Source organism: Cohnella zeiphila (genome assembly GCF_014212055.1).
Classification (GTDB): domain Bacteria; phylum Bacillota; class Bacilli; order Paenibacillales; family Paenibacillaceae; genus Cohnella; species Cohnella zeiphila.
In genome coordinates, this window is sequence record NZ_JACJVO010000021.1 from 314421 (window position 1) to 329599 (window position 15179).

Consider the following 15179-nt stretch of genomic DNA (forward strand, 5'->3'; position numbering starts at 1 on the left):
GGAGCTTCATGCAAGTTCTGGAACGATTTAATGTGGTTGGCATCCAATCTCGGGATAACGTTTAAACGATCGAGAAAAACCAAACAATGTGGATAAAGGTAGTTCATGCAAGAAAATCAACATTTAAAGGTAGGAGCAGTAATTTATGGCGGAAGCCCGGTCAATTACGACGATTCAAGCCGCTGCGATTCTGATCAGTACTATTATCGGTGTCGGGGTGCTTCCGCTACCGCTCTTCGCCGTGCATGCGGCGGAATCGGGTGCCCCGCTCATTACTTTCATCAGTGCGCTAGTCGCGATGGTAAGTCTCGTCCTCGTGTCTGTGCTCGGCATGCGCTTTCCGAGTCAGACGATCTCCCAGTACAGCGAGACGATCATCGGCAAGTGGCCGGGGCGTGTCGGCAGCATCATGGTCATCGCCTCCTTTGCCATCTTGACGTCGATGGCCGCCCGGGAGTTCGGCGAAGTCGTCATTACGGCGGTATTGCCGCGAACCCCTCTCGAAGTGACGGTTATGGTCATGCTGCTGCTGGCGGCAATCGCCACACGCAACAACATCACCACATTCGCATATATTCATTTTTTCTATTTCCCGTTTATCCTTGTCCCGGCTCTGCTCATCACGGTGCTCGCCCTCAAGAACGCCGATACCATCAATCTGCTGCCGATCTGGGGCAACGGCAATATCGGGATCAAAGGCACGGTGTACGGCATTCTCACGATCGCCTCCCTGTTCCAGAGCGCATTCGTCTTGACGATCGTCATCCCGGCGATGCGGCGTCCCAATCGGGCGCTGCAGGCAAGTATCTGGAGCATGGTCATCTCCGGGGGACTTTACGTGACGATTGTGCTGGCGACCGTCAGCGTTTTCGGCTCGGAAGAGATCAAAAACCTGCTCTGGCCGACGCTGGAACTGGCCAAAGCGACTTCGCTGCCCGCGAACGTCCTCGAGCGGTTGGACGCCGCCTTCTTGGCCGTATGGGTAACCGCCGTATTCACGACGCTGTTCTCGACGTATTTCCTGACGGTCACGGAGCTCGGCAACCTGTTTCATTTCAAGGATCACCGGATGCTGTCTTTTTTCCTGCTGCCCATCTTATTCCTTATGGCCATGCTGCCGCAAAATATATTGCAAATGTACACAGTGTCCCGGTTCTCCGGCTTGACCAGGCACTGCATCACGATCGGGTACCCGGCCTTCCTGCTGATCATTGCATGGGTGCGAGGGAAGCGAGGGGATCGGACCTGAATGTGCGCGAAGTGCAAATCCGCGTGGGCGTTGATTGCGCTTCTCTCGTCGGTGTTCTTGTTTCTGCTAAACCAAATCGTAGTAGCATTTCTCCTCCGTTGGTACATGGGGGAGTTTTTTGCTGTTTATGGGACCTCTAACCTTCAGATCTGCCCTAAGATGCTGGGACATGCCTTTGAGGGAGGCATAATTTGGCCGTTCCCCGTAAATCAACGCTGTGATCGACATCACGACCTACTGCTAATCGGGGATCTCATGAAAAGCATCCGGCTACAGTTTCCGTAAGTGGACCAGGATGCATATACTTGCTGTTGGATCAAAAATGTAACAATCGTTGCATATTTTAATTCGGAGGATAGTCTGAAGTCATCTGGAACTAGGAGGCAAATTTTATTTTGGACGCTGTCGTGCTTGCCTACGAGGAAAAAAACCTATGCTGGCGATGGCCCCCGGCTGGGCCTTCTATCGGCCTTCACAGGACATGACCGGGTCAACGGCAGGGCGAAGCTTAACAGCATTATTTATGGACAGGTCTTTATAAGGAATGGTTCCGTCGAAACTCGCCAGGCGTAGTTCCCTCTATCTCCATGAATATCTTATTGAAGTAACTTGCACTAGGATAACCCGATGTAATCGCAACTTTATAGATTGGCATTTGCATGTCGCTCAGCAGTAATTTTTTGCTCGTTTGAATTCTGCATTTTGTGATATAGGCGAGCGGAGTCATTTTAGTCACCTTTTTAAACAAGCTTCCGAAATAATTAGGGGAAAGATCTGCTTTATGCGCCCATTCTTCCATAGTAAATGGAAGGTGGGCGTTTTGTTGCATATCGGGAAGAAGCTCGAAAATTCGGTCGATTTTCGCTTTTCCTCTTCGGCTCGATAGTGGAATTGCGTTGCTTGTAAAATGAGTTAGGATGGAATACGTCAATGTTGAAATGTAGGCTAGACGTGCAATGTTGTTATGTTCAATTTCATCCATTAAATCGACAAAGGCTCGCTCTAACGGTTCTAGATCGTTCATATACCAAATTGTTGACTCAAAGAAACCACTCTCCAACAAAAAATTCGCCAGTTGGCTCCCATTGAATTGAAGCCAGTAGATGACCCAGGGATCGTCCTTCGAACTGTAGTAACGCATCTTTTGAAACGGTACATGAAAAAACGCTTCACCTGGCATCAATGCAGTAACCATTTCATTTATTTCGATATATCCCCTTCCGCTAACAATGAAATGCAGAGAGAAATATTTTAGTCCCGTTTCGCGATAGACGTTGTGATCATCGGGATGCGTATATTTCCCAACGCCGTTCGGAAAACAAAAAAAGTTAAGCTCGTCGAAAGAAGGTAAAAAATACTGGCGATACATCATACAAGCACACCTCAAAACGTTGTATTGTTATATCCATACTAGATAAATGCTATTTTTATCGTAAAATCAACACGTTATAATTTCAATATGTAATTGGTATCGTTATGTAATGTGAAATTGAGGAATTAAAGAAAGGAGACAACGCGTGTCTATCAAACAATTAAAAGATGCAGAGCTTGCTTCAATGCTGAAAAGCAGCATTCAGCTAAAAAGCCTAGACGGTGTCGAAGCGCCATGGCTGAACCTGAGCGATGAGGATATGCAATGGTGGCGAGATGCCAAACTCGGATTGTTTTTTCATTGGGGCCTTTACTCGATTCCCGGACGCGGTGAGTGGGTCATGTTCAATGAGAATATCCCCGTGGACGAATATGCGAAGCTCGCCGATCAGTTTAACCCACATCAATGGAATCCAGAGCAGATGGCCAACTTGGCCAAGGAGGCAGGCATGCGCTATTCGGTGATGGTCACTCGTCACCACGATGGATTTGCGCTATGGGACAGCCCGGGGAGCTATCGACGATTCGACAGCATGCATACGGCAGCGAAACGAGACTTCGTAAAGGAATATACCGATGCCTTTCGAGAAGCAGGTTTAAAGGTAGGCTTGTATTATTCCCCTATGGATTGGCGGTTTCCCGGCTACTTCAACCCAAAGGAGTTGCCAGAAAGTGCATCATTAATGAAAAAGCAAGGCTATGACCAAATTGAAGAGCTAACCACCCGATACGGAACGATCGACATTCTTTGGTATGACGGTGGCTGGCTCGCTCATACCGGTACGGATGCAGACGCGGCTTGGTTCTGGGAGCCCATCTGCTTAAACGAAAAGGTCAGACAGAACCAGCCGAAATGCGTAATCAATCCGCGATCCGGATGGTTAGGAGATTTTCAATGCGACGAAGGAACGCACGAAGTGAAAGGAAGCATTCTTCCGATTGATTGGGAGAAATGTTTTTCGATGGCTTACCACTGGTCCTATGACCCGTTAGAAAGGGTAATGCCATTGGAGGAAATCATCAAAATCATGGTAGACTGCTTCGTCCGCGGAGGGAATGTACTGCTGAACATTGCACCTCATCCAGATGGAGGAATTCCGGTAAATCAAGTCGAGCAGTTAAAGCAAATCGGCGCGTTTATGAGGAAAAACGGTGAAGCTATATATGGAACATCAGCGGGACCGCTTCAACCAGTTGATCATGTTTATGGCATGACCAGCAAGGGAAATCACTTATATTTGCATGTGCAAGATACGCTTGCTTTTGAAAAAATGAATTTACCTCCGCTCGAGAAAAAAATTGTGCGCTGCGAATTACTTGACGGCAGCGAGGTTCCGTTCGTACAGAACGAGAACGGGATATCCGTTCAAATACCTAAGGAAAAATGGGCGCCGCTGGATACCGTTGTTAAGATGGTCGTTGATGAAAAGGGTGCGTAATGACAAAATCGTTGAAAGCAGACACAATCCAGCTTGGAGCTTGCTACTATCCGGAGCATTGGGACGAGACGTTGTGGGATGATGATTATCGCCGCATGCGAGAGCTCGGCTTCTCCGTCATACGGGTTGCCGAATTTGCTTGGTCGATCATGGAGCCGGAGGAAAATGTCTTTCGGTTTGATCTGTTCGACCGGGCTTTGGACGCCGCTCACCACCATGGCCTTCAGGTTATATTGGGTACACCGACAGCTGCACCTCCGGCTTGGCTGACGCATCGTTATCCGGAAGTACTCCGACAAACATGTCATGCTTCGTCTGAAGCGAAAGGCATACGATTTGCTTGATGACAAAGCCTTGGAGGGAGACATCGAGCTCGAGCCATACGGTGTGATGGTGTTCGGAGAAGGGCCGATTCCCGAACAAGACGCATAAAAAAGAATCAATAAGTCTGCCATTTGGCTTTGATGCCGAACGGCAGACTTCTTTTCCATAACAAAGTCGGAAAGGATGAGCGGAATGAACCGCCTCCTGCGTTTTTATCATCATTGGAGCGTAACCTCGAAATTTGTCATTATCTATGTGTCTATTTTATTGATATCGCTTATCGCGACCGGGTTTACGCTTTATAGACAAGCATCTGAATCCGCTGTTTTGCAGGCCCAAACCGTTATGGAACAGAACCTGCTGCAGACAAAAGCAAGCATCGAAGAGAAAGTGAATATGACTGAAAACATATCGCAGATTATCGCGTTCGATTCAAGAATTCGGACATTTCTCGATAGCGACTTTATAAATGATAGCTTTCAACTACAGGATTACCGAGATAATATCGTGCCGATCGTGGACAATATCATGAGGCAGTACAGCTATGTTCACGCTATCCACGTGTATATGAGCAATCAGACGATTCCGGAACTTTACGGTGGATATGACGGTTTCTATAGCCTGCACCGCCTCCAAGGCGATCCGGAAATCCATTCATATTTGGATAAAAGCAATGAGCAGACCGAATGGAGGGATATGCATAAGGAAAGGCTGCTGCTAAACTTACCAGACAGGTCTGCCGGGACTGATGTGTTCTCCTACCAGCGTAAAATCTACTCCGCTAGAAATTACGGCGTCTCTGGACTGGTGGAAATAGAGATCACGGAAAATGAGCTGCTCAAGTCTTTGAAGGATTCGATTTCGGGCCAAATAGGAAGCGTATTCATGGTCGATGACGGTGGGCGTGTGGTTTCCAGCAATATTCCTGAAAAGTTCGGGATAGAGATCAATCGTATTGGTCTTGCTGAACTGCCGAAAAGTGTAAAGACTAACCAAATCATGAACGTTCAAGGCGTAAAGTCCATTGTCATTTCAATCCCTCTCGAAGGACCTGCGCTACGAGTTGTCGGCATCTTTCCAATCAGTCATGTTGTCGAGAAGGTGACGCATTCCATCCGTTCGATTTTGATTGTGTTGACAATTGCGCTCCTCTTGTTAAGCGTACTCGTCTATTTCGTAACGGTGAAGCTGCTATCTCGTATGAAGCAGTTGCTTAAAGCAATGAAACAGGTGAAAGAAGGATCGCTGGACGTATCGGTACCGGTTTTTTGGAACGATGAATTTTCGCAGATGGCGATCAGCTTCAACCATATGACCAGGAGAATTCACGACCTGGTAGAGACGGTCTACAAAGCGGAACTTCTGGAGAAGGAAGCGGAATTCAAGGCGCTCGAATCGCAGATCAATCCACACTTTCTTTACAACACGCTAGCAACCATATCTTGGGTAGCCCGCAAATCGGAGGCTAAGGATGTCGTGCATCTTTCGGATTCACTGGCCCGGTTTTACAGGCTGGTGCTCAATAAGGGCAGCTCGGAAACATGGATAGGGAATGAACTGGACATGGTCCAGGCCTATCTGGCGATTCAGAAATTTCGATTCGAGGAACGGTTTGACTCGATCTTCGAGGTGGATGATCAAATCCGGGATTACGCAACAATCAAAAACATATTGCAGCCGTTGGTAGAAAACGCGCTGGTGCACGGCATAGAGCCGAAACGGTCACACGGTACAATTATCATCAAAGCTTATCTCCAAGATAATCATGTCGTTTTTCAAATCTTGGACGATGGCGTCGGTATGTCATGGAATCGAATTCAAGAAGTACGAGAGGGCGTGCCGGTTAATTCGAACAGCAGCGGATATGCGCTTTCCAACATCATCAAGCGCCTGCGCGCCTACTATGGGGCGGACCATAACCTTGAACTGTTCAGTAAGCCCGGCGTCGGCACCGTTGTCACTCTCTCATTCCCAGCAAGGAGGAGAACAATAAATGTTGAAGCTGCTGATCGTCGAGGATGAACGATGGGAGCGCGAGGGACTGGCCGAATTTATGGACTGGTCCGCGATGGGAATTGGAACAGTAGAGACTGCCTGCGATGGCATTGAGGGTCTGGAGAAAGCGCTGGAGCTGAAGTCAGACATTATCATTACCGATATACAAATGCCCGGTATGAACGGCATCGAAATGGTGAAGAGGATTCGAGAGAGTCTTGATGATGTGCACGTCGTCGTATTGACCGGATATGACGACTTCGAATTCGCTCGCGAAGCGATTCGCTTCCAGGCCGTAGACTATATCCTTAAGCCTGTAGAGGAAGAGAGTATGAGGGACACGCTGCGAAAGGTGGTCCAGTCCTGCGAAGAAGCCCGAATGCGGCGTGAGCAAGAGGCAACCAGGCAGCACGAATACGAAGTGGGCCGAAGGGCTGCGGTCCGGCAGGCCTTCTCAAATTTGCTGACAATGCGCACGGACGTGTTAGCGTCTGCGGAGACCGTTAAATCCGTATTGGACGGTCAAGAGAGGACCGGGATCGGCGGCTATGCCATATGGTCCATCCGTTCACCGCAAACAAGTTGTATGCCTGAAACCGACCAAATCTGGAAGCAAGCGGAGGAACTTCTGCAAAGACAAGTCTTGGCGACGGAAGGCAGGAACGAAGCGGAGTTTGCTCTTCTGACTGCGCTAGATAGGCAAGAAGTCGATCGGCATATAGAACTGGCCTCAATATTAGTGAATCGGCTCGAATCTCCGGGTTGGACAATCGGCATAGGACCAATCGCAAAGACACTTATTCATGTGGGAGAATCGTACAGGCAAGCCCTACAGGCATTACAGTATGCGGTATGGGTCGGCAAGAATGATGTGGTGACATCAGAAGAAGCGGATGCGGCTACGCTTCATTTTACCCAAAATTCAGAAGCATTCGCCCGGCGATTCCGTGAGCGTGCCAAGCAATTCAGGGCGAAGGTTGGAAGCGGAACAGAGCAGGAAAGGGAGTCAGCACTGAACGAGCTATTTCTTTTGATTGCAGAGTATCCTGGCGCCAGTCGGGCTTATGTGGGTAGCTTGATCGGCGGCTTGATCGATGGTTTGCTGGGCATCGCGGGCAACACAGCCGAAGTCAGTAATCTGGAAAAGATCCTTTCTTGCGAGCGGTTGGATGAGATGCAGCAATGCGCAGGCACCCTCATTCAAAGAGCGTTAGCTCATTTACACGAAAAGCGCGATCATAAGGACGACTATATCGTGCAGCGCGTCATTCGTCTGGTTGAAGAGCGATATGGAAGCCAAGAGCTTAACCTGACTCGATTGGCTTCCGAAGTGTTTATATCACCCAATCATCTGGGCATGACCTTCAAGAAGAAGACGGGAATGACGATTGCCGAATACATTCAGGAATATCGTCTCTCGATAGCAGAAGAACTGCTCCGTACCACCCGGCTAAAAGTGTCCGTTATTGCGGAAAGGGTGGGGATTCCAAATACATCTTACTTCGGGAGTTTGTTTAAGCAGGCTCATGGTATAACGCCCGGCGAATATCAGGAAACTACACAAAGATAACGATTCGGAATAACGAAATTAAAACTTCATTGATTTCTGATAGAGGCGTTCGTTTTTTGTATATACGCTAATTCGGATCGTTTCTATAATTAACCTTGCCAATGACATAAAGAAAGGAAGTAGACCATTTTGCCTGCCAAACGCAGTTTGACAAAGCAAATCTGGCTTCAACGCTATCTAATGATTTTGACGTTGCCAGCCGTGATTTGGATTCTCTTGTTCAGTTATGTTCCGATGTACGGTCTCATCATCGTTTTTCAGGATTACACGCCATTCCAGGGATTTATCCACAGTCCATGGGTGGGCTTTGACAATTTCAGAGAACTGTTCGCCGATCCCACTTTTCGTGAATCACTGAGCAACACTTTCAAAATGAGCATAGCGAAGCTGGTATTCGGCTTTCCCGCGCCCATTATCCTCGCGCTGCTGCTAAATGAACTCGTTTTCAAGCGTTTTAAGCGAATCGTGCAATCGCTTACGTACTTGCCCTATTTTGTATCTTGGGTGCTTGTCGTCGGATTTATGTATACGCTTCTTGATCCTGATACTGGCGTCATAACCAAGCTGCTTGTCCGATTAGGATTGATCGAAAATGGCACCATGCTCATGGGAGACGCACACGCCTTTCTAGCGCTTGCAGTTATTACCGAAGTATGGAAAAACATAGGGTGGAATTCGATCATCTATCTGGCAGCTATTGCAGGTATCGACCCGCAATTATACGAGGCGGCAGTCGTGGACGGCGCAAATCGTTTCCAAAGAGTGTGGCATATTACGCTACCCTCGCTTAAGCCTACAATTATCATTTTATTGATTCTATCCATCGGCGGCCTTGTAAGCGCAAACTTCGATCAGCTGTTCCTAATGCAGAATTCAATGACGCAGGATGCCGCCAACGTGCTGGCTGTTTATTCGTATAAAATGGGCCTGGTTTCCGGTCGATTCTCATACGGGACAGCCGTAGGATTGTTTCAGTCGCTGGTAGCGTTCATTCTCATGTATGTTGCTAACTACACGTCGCGGAAAATTTCAAAAGAAAGCCTTTTCTAGGAGGAGGGTCGCATGAACATCACATCACGAAGCTGGAGCAGTAGAGGATTCGATCTGCTCAACGTTATCCTATTGACGGCCTTATGCATCGTAACGCTCTACCCGTTCTACAATATCGTCATTACATCGCTCAATGATCCGACGGATGCTGCTCGAGGCGGAATTACGCTCTGGCCACGCGTGTTTTCGATCGATAATTACCGAATCGTGTTCAAAGACAATCAAATTGTGCATGCCTTCTTCATCACGGTTGCCAGGACGATCGTTGGAACCGCGACGGCTGTCTTGTTCACTGGCGCTTTCGCCTATGGTATTTCCAAGTCGGAGCTCGTAGGTCGCCGTATCTTCCTCATGCTCGCGATCGTAACGATGTATTTCGGTGGCGGCATCATCCCTTACTACTTGTTGATAGCCAAGTACCTGCACCTAAAGGGAGATTTCCTAGTTTATATCATTCCAAATCTTTTTAATGTGTTTAACGCAATCATCATGCTGACGTTCTTCCGAACGCTCCCGAAGGACACTGAGGAATCGGCGAAGATTGACGGTGCCAACGACCTGAGGATATTCTTCCGGCTTGTACTTCCCGTCTCGAAGCCGGTGCTCGCAACGATTGCGCTGTATAATGCCGTGTCCCATTGGAACGCATGGTATGACGCGATGCTGTTCGGCAACGACAACCTGCTGACATTGCAGCAGATCCTCATGCAGATCATTAGCTCGAACAGCAACGTCAGCCAATTGGCTAGCCAACTTGGCTACGGAGCGGTTAATTCCACTTCGCTTAAGCTGGCGACGATGGTCATTACAACGCTTCCCATCGTCTTTACTTACCCTTTCATTCAAAAATATTTCGTTCAAGGCGTCATGATCGGTTCGGTCAAGGGATAGCTTCAGTCGGCTTTGTCGGCTAAGGCCGTTAAAGTATAGAGCACAAGTTAAGAACATACTTAAGGAGGGTATACCATGCAAGGAAAGGAATTAAAGACTTTGGCTGCAGCCATGATTGCGGTCGCGCTGCTCGCAGGCTGCAGCTCGAACAAATCGAACGAAGAAGCAAGTTCAGGCGGACCAAGTCCAAGTTCGTCCGCATCCGCCGCTTCTGGAGACGCACCACAGGCCAACGAACTGTCCTGGAAGAAGGATACGTCGCCGTTTAAGTTCACTCAGTATTTTTACGGCAACTGGGGGTCAGCTTATATCTGGAAAGATCAATATGCTATGAAACTCGCGACGGAAAAGACCGGTGTCACAGTTGACCGCAAGCTTGCAACCGGCAGCGATGACGACTACCTGAACACGATGATTGCATCTGGAGATCTTCCCGATTCCATCATGCTCGACTGGAATAATCCGGCTGTAACGAAACTGATCAAAAATGGCATGGTTTATTCAATGGACGAACTTATTGACAAATACGCGCCTGAATTTAAATCAATGCTTGATCCGGATATGGTGAAATATCACAGTATAGATGGAAAACTCTGGTATCTTCCGAACGAGTATGAGACGCAGGATCGTCTCACCAGCGGAGTCCCGATTGTGCCTGTGCGGCCGTGGTTTATTCGTTCCGATATTTATAAGGCGATCGGAAGCCCGAAGATTGAGACGACCGATGACCTGATGAACGCACTGAAGGCGGCAAAGGCCAAGTTTCCGGATATAAGCCCAGTGGGTCTTGAGTTCTTCGACGTATCCAAGAACGGGTTCGGTGGAAGCCTCTCCATGGATTACTTGATCGATTCCTTTTCCCCGCATTTACTGGAAGAGCGCGTGAAGGATGACCAGCAGATCGTTGAGTACCCAATGCGCAACAAAGGCTTTATCGATGCGTTCCGTTATTTGAACCAGCTATACCGCAACGGACTATTTGATCCACAGCTTCTCATTTACAAACAGGAGCAGTACGAGGAAAAGTTGTATGGGGCAAAGTATGCGGTAGCTTCCCAGTATATGAACAATATGTACACGACATATAATCCGAAGATAGAGAGCACAATCGGCAAAGACCAGACCTATACGGTTCTTGACGGCTTGAAGGCAAACGGGCAAGACCCTCGTTATCCGGCCTCCCGTCTGATGGGATGGCAGGGGTTTTTCATAACCAAGCAGGCGAAGGATCCAGGGCGGATCATTCGCTTCGCCGAATATGCGTGGTCGGACGAAGGCCAGATGGATATGCGGTACGGCAAGGAAGGCGAGACATACGACATGGTCGACGGACTGCCGAAGTACAAGCCGGATATTCTTCAAACGGCACTGAAAGATCATGCGACGTTTGATGCGAAGTATGGGTTCCAAGATTCGACACTGCTTTGGAGGGCAGGTAAGCTTTGGGATGACGCCGCCGCACGCGATCTGAAGGAAAGCCAGCCGGAACAATACGATGCATCGCAGCTGCTGTCGAAATATGATTATGATTCCTATTCGCTCGGCATGGAGAACCTGACACCAGACGGTTCCACTCCGGAAGCCGTGATCAATGAAAAGGTGATAGATTTATGGAACAAAACGATTCCGAAACTTGTGCTGTCCAAATCGGATGATGAATTCAACAATGTTTATAACAACTTCATCAAACAAATGGACCAGGTTGGGGCAGAAAAGGTTGAAAAAGTTATGTACCAACTTCATTTAAATGATCTGCAGAAAAAAGGATTGAAATAAAAGTATTAACTTCGCAAGCCGCCGGGTCCCGGCGGCTTGTTTGCTTGTTACGAATCTCGACAGAGCCAAAGCTTGAACTTCTCCTCTGTATGCTATGGTGTAATAACTAAACGACCCGCATGTCTAAAAATTTATTTTTCAGTCTGAAATTTCATTTTCTCAAGACACTACATCCCTTGCCACGAGCGCGAGGGACGGCAGAATGTTGCAAGTATGTTTTTTCAGAGAATGTTAAGAGGCATGGATGTATACTAATATTTAACATCATAAAACAACTGAAGAGACGGTGAGGGGTAACCGACTGAACAAGACCGATAACTGAAGGACTCTTTCTTTATGGGCTTATGAAAACAAAAAGTTCGAATTTGCAAGTTGTTTGGACCGCGCCAATTGGAATCTGGGAGGAAATATTTTGAAATCAAAAATTATGATTTACGTAGGTGCCCTAGTTATCGTGATGAGTCCGAGCAATGTCTTTGCTTTTTCCGACCCTCTATCCGGTTCGGGCCGCGAACTTTCTGCCGTAAACGTGACTGCAGCCGGCTTCAGCGATGATGCGCAAGTTGACGTTTGGGCGAAAGAGGCAATCGAGAAGGTCAAACAACTAAATTTGATGGTCGGATACGAAAACGGCGATTTTCGTCCGCTCACAAACGTCACTCGCCAGGAAGCGGCGAAAGTATTGGCTGGTATACTGAATTTGAGCGTTGCTCCGGTCAAAACCTCCAGCTTCTCGGATGTGTCCGTTACGGGTTGGAGCCATCCCTATATTGAAGCGGTCAAAGAAGCCGGCATTTTACATGGAGACCCAGACGGTAAATTCAGACCGAATGACCCAATAACGCGCGAGGAATTGGCGATTATCCTCGTTAACGCTGTGAATGCCGATATAGAGGGTAAAAGAGAGACGCTTACTGTTGCGGATAAAGATGTCATCTCGGAGTGGGCGAAGGATTATGTTGGCGCGTCAATGGATTTGGGCTTGTTAAAGGGAGACGGCACCAAATTTAACCCAAAGAACACAGCGACCCGGGAAGAATTTGCCGTTACGATCCAAAATCTGCTCGATTATGCAGCGAAACCGCCCGTTACCGATCTACCCGTGATTAATGAGGTTGCGGATGACAAGGTGACCATAGACGGGATAGAGTATCAGGTTCCCGATAACTTAAAAGGACTTTTTAACTCGGCGAACGAGCCCGTTTTAAAAAATGCTCGCATCCGCATGGAAGCCGCTGATTCCTCCATTAATAAGGTTACTTATCTGGAAATCGTGAACAACGGACAACCCGAAGGAAAAGACAACGCAGAATTCAGCAAGGATATGGTGCTTGAAGGGAATGCTGCCTCGATTGAGGGAGATGTTAAAGTTAGCGCCGACTACATAACTGTAAAAAATCTAGTTGTCGATGGGAAGTTTGAAATCAGCCCCCTACTGCTTCATGATTTTTACGGGTATCATGTCAAAGTTTCAGGCGATATTTTGATTAACGGGGGCTCTCCGGATACGGTCGTCTTCGAGGATGGAGACCTTCAACATTTATCGGTTAATCAATCCGGGGTACATGTAGAACTACGAGGAAAATCGTCGCTTTCCGATATGACGTTGACTGCTGACGCTCATATTGAAGCCGACCCGGATGTTTCCATCCCTCAAGCTACCATTGCCGATGGGGCGAACCATGTCCAATTGGATGCCGATGTCGACTTATTAACGGTTTCCAATAAAAACAGTGTGGATATATCAGGAACTTCCGATATCCGCAGCTTGAAATTGAATGAGGGGTCATCGGTTTCTCTAAATACGGAAGGAACCATTTCTAACCTTCAAATCGTGGACCCCAAAACAAAGCTGACCCTTTCGGACCAGACGAAGGTTGCTGTCATACACCTGCCGAATGGTGCCAATGTTGAAGATCTAATTTCAAACTACGACCAAGTGAAGGGTCAAATCAATCAAGTCGTATATGATCCTCTTGTCTCATCCGGCGGAGGGAGCACACCCATAGATACTCAAGCGCCGATCGTTCAAAATGTCAGAAGCGCGAATGTATCTACCGCTACAGCCGATGTGTACTTGACGTCTAACGAAATTGGGACAGGTTATTACGTTGTTTTGCCCGAATCTGCGCAAGCTCCCAGTGTTACGCAAATTCGGAACGGCAAAGATAATACCAATTCGCCAGCGTTGTCAAGCGGCAGCCAATCCTTAGATGCGAATGCGGAAGCCGTTTTTCATCTTGCAGGGTTAACAGCTTCGACTGGCTATAAGGTGTTTGTGGTAGCTGCCGACCGGTCAGGAAATCTATCGTCCGTTGAAAGTGTTGACGTTCATACCATTGCGAACATCAGCGCTCCAACAATTGAGAGTATCAGTCCCACATCGGGCACAGTTGCCGGGGGCACGACTGTTACTCTGACGGGCACGGACTTTACGGACGCGACAGCGGTAACGTTTGGCGGCATGCCAGCAGCTTCGTTCCAGGTAGATTCGGCCACGCAAATCACGGCTGTTGCGCCGGCAGGCACAGCAGGAGCGGTCGATATTGTCGTAACGACGCCGGGCGGCAGCGCGACGGAAACGGGAGGCTTCACGTATGTAGCAGCACCGACGATTACGCAGCTTAACCCGACTTCCGGTTCGGATGCCGGCGGCACGTCGGTGACGATCACGGGCACGGGACTGGGCTCGGCGACGAGCGTAACGTTTGACGGCACGCCAGCAGCTTCGTTTCAGGTAGATTCGGCCACGCAAATCACGGCTGTTGCGCCGGCAGGCACAGCAGGAGCGGTCGATGTCGTCGTAACGACTCCGGGCGGCAGCGCCATGGCAGCAGAAGGCTTTACGTACTTCGCGTCGCCGACGATCACGTCGCTTAGCCCAACCACCGGTTCGAATGCCGGCGGCACGTCGGTTACCATCACGGGCACGGACTTTACGGGAGCAACAGCGGTAACGTTTGGCGGCACGCCGGCCGCTTCGTTCCAAGTAGATTCGGCCACGCAAATCACGGCCGTAGCGCCGGCGGGTTCGGCGGGGCCGGTCGACGTTGTGGTAACGACACCGGGCGGCAGCGCGACGGCAGCTGGAGGCTTCACGTACTTCGCATCGCCGACGATTACGCAGCTTAGCCCAACCACCGGTTCAAATGCCGGCGGCACGTCGGTGACGATCACGGGCACGGACTTTACAGGAGCAACAGCGGTAACGTTTGGCGGCACGCCGGCCGATGCGTTCCAAGTAGATTCGGCCACGCAAATCACGGCCGTAGCGCCGGCGGGTTCGGCGGGGCCGGTCGACGTTGTGGTAACGACGGCGGGCGGCAGCGCCATGGCAGCAGGAGGCTTCACGTACTTCGCGTCGCCGACGATCACGTCGCTTAGCCCAAGCTCCGGTTCGAATGCCGGCGGCACGTCGGTTACCGTGACAGGTACGGACTTTACAGGAGCAACAGCGGTAACGTTTGGCGGCACGCCAGCCGATGCGTTCCAAGTAGATTCGGCCACGCAAATC

General features: G+C 49.1%; 11 protein-coding genes. 10 read left to right on the top strand and 1 reads right to left on the bottom strand.

Annotated features, from left to right (window positions below; translation table 11 throughout):
* Positions 1-145: 145 nt before the first annotated feature.
* Complete coding sequence (locus H7C18_RS18055; protein ID WP_185130472.1) at positions 146-1249, top strand: GerAB/ArcD/ProY family transporter; 1104 nt, start codon at positions 146-148, stop codon at positions 1247-1249.
* A 535-nt stretch (positions 1250-1784) separates the two neighbouring features.
* Here the strand turns inward: H7C18_RS18055 and H7C18_RS18060 are convergent.
* Positions 1785-2621 carry a helix-turn-helix transcriptional regulator gene (locus H7C18_RS18060; protein WP_185130473.1) on the bottom strand — a complete coding sequence of 279 codons (837 nt, stop codon included), beginning with the start codon at positions 2619-2621 and terminating at the stop codon, positions 1785-1787.
* 145 nt (positions 2622-2766) lie between these two features.
* Here H7C18_RS18060 and H7C18_RS18065 point away from each other — a divergent pair, with 145 nt between their 5' ends.
* From H7C18_RS18065 to H7C18_RS18105, 9 genes are all read left to right on the top strand, one after another.
* Positions 2767-4059, top strand: a complete 1293-nt coding sequence (locus H7C18_RS18065; RefSeq protein ID WP_185130474.1) for an alpha-L-fucosidase — start codon at positions 2767-2769, stop codon at positions 4057-4059.
* Positions 4059-4403 carry a beta-galactosidase gene (locus H7C18_RS18070; RefSeq protein WP_185130475.1) on the top strand — a complete coding sequence of 115 codons (345 nt, stop codon included), beginning with the start codon at positions 4059-4061 and terminating at the stop codon, positions 4401-4403. Before H7C18_RS18065 ends, H7C18_RS18070 begins: the two co-directional genes overlap by 1 nt.
* Positions 4366-4491, top strand: a complete 126-nt coding sequence (locus tag H7C18_RS36070) for a hypothetical protein (protein WP_185130476.1) — start codon at positions 4366-4368, stop codon at positions 4489-4491. The genes H7C18_RS18070 and H7C18_RS36070 overlap by 38 nt, the downstream gene beginning before the upstream one ends.
* A gap of 84 nt (positions 4492-4575) precedes the next feature.
* Positions 4576-6405 (top strand): cache domain-containing sensor histidine kinase, encoded by a 1830-nt coding sequence (locus H7C18_RS18080; protein WP_185130477.1) that lies wholly within the window; start codon positions 4576-4578, stop codon positions 6403-6405.
* Positions 6377-7948 carry a response regulator transcription factor gene (locus H7C18_RS18085; protein ID WP_185130478.1) on the top strand — a complete coding sequence of 524 codons (1572 nt, stop codon included), beginning with the start codon at positions 6377-6379 and terminating at the stop codon, positions 7946-7948. The genes H7C18_RS18080 and H7C18_RS18085 overlap by 29 nt, the downstream gene beginning before the upstream one ends.
* A 129-nt stretch (positions 7949-8077) precedes the next feature.
* Positions 8078-8998 (top strand): ABC transporter permease, encoded by a 921-nt coding sequence (locus H7C18_RS18090; protein ID WP_185130479.1) that lies wholly within the window; start codon positions 8078-8080, stop codon positions 8996-8998.
* A 12-nt stretch (positions 8999-9010) separates the two neighbouring features.
* A complete protein-coding gene (locus H7C18_RS18095; protein ID WP_185130480.1) occupies positions 9011-9889 on the top strand; it encodes a carbohydrate ABC transporter permease in 879 nt (292 codons plus the stop codon).
* Positions 9890-9964: 75 nt separating this feature from the next.
* The gene (locus tag H7C18_RS18100; RefSeq protein ID WP_185130481.1) at positions 9965-11665 is read left to right on the top strand and encodes an extracellular solute-binding protein; all 1701 of its coding nucleotides are present in this window, start codon (positions 9965-9967) and stop codon (positions 11663-11665) included.
* A 412-nt stretch (positions 11666-12077) separates the two neighbouring features.
* On the top strand, positions 12078-15179 hold a 3102-nt coding region (locus H7C18_RS18105; protein WP_185130482.1), incomplete at its 3' end, for an IPT/TIG domain-containing protein.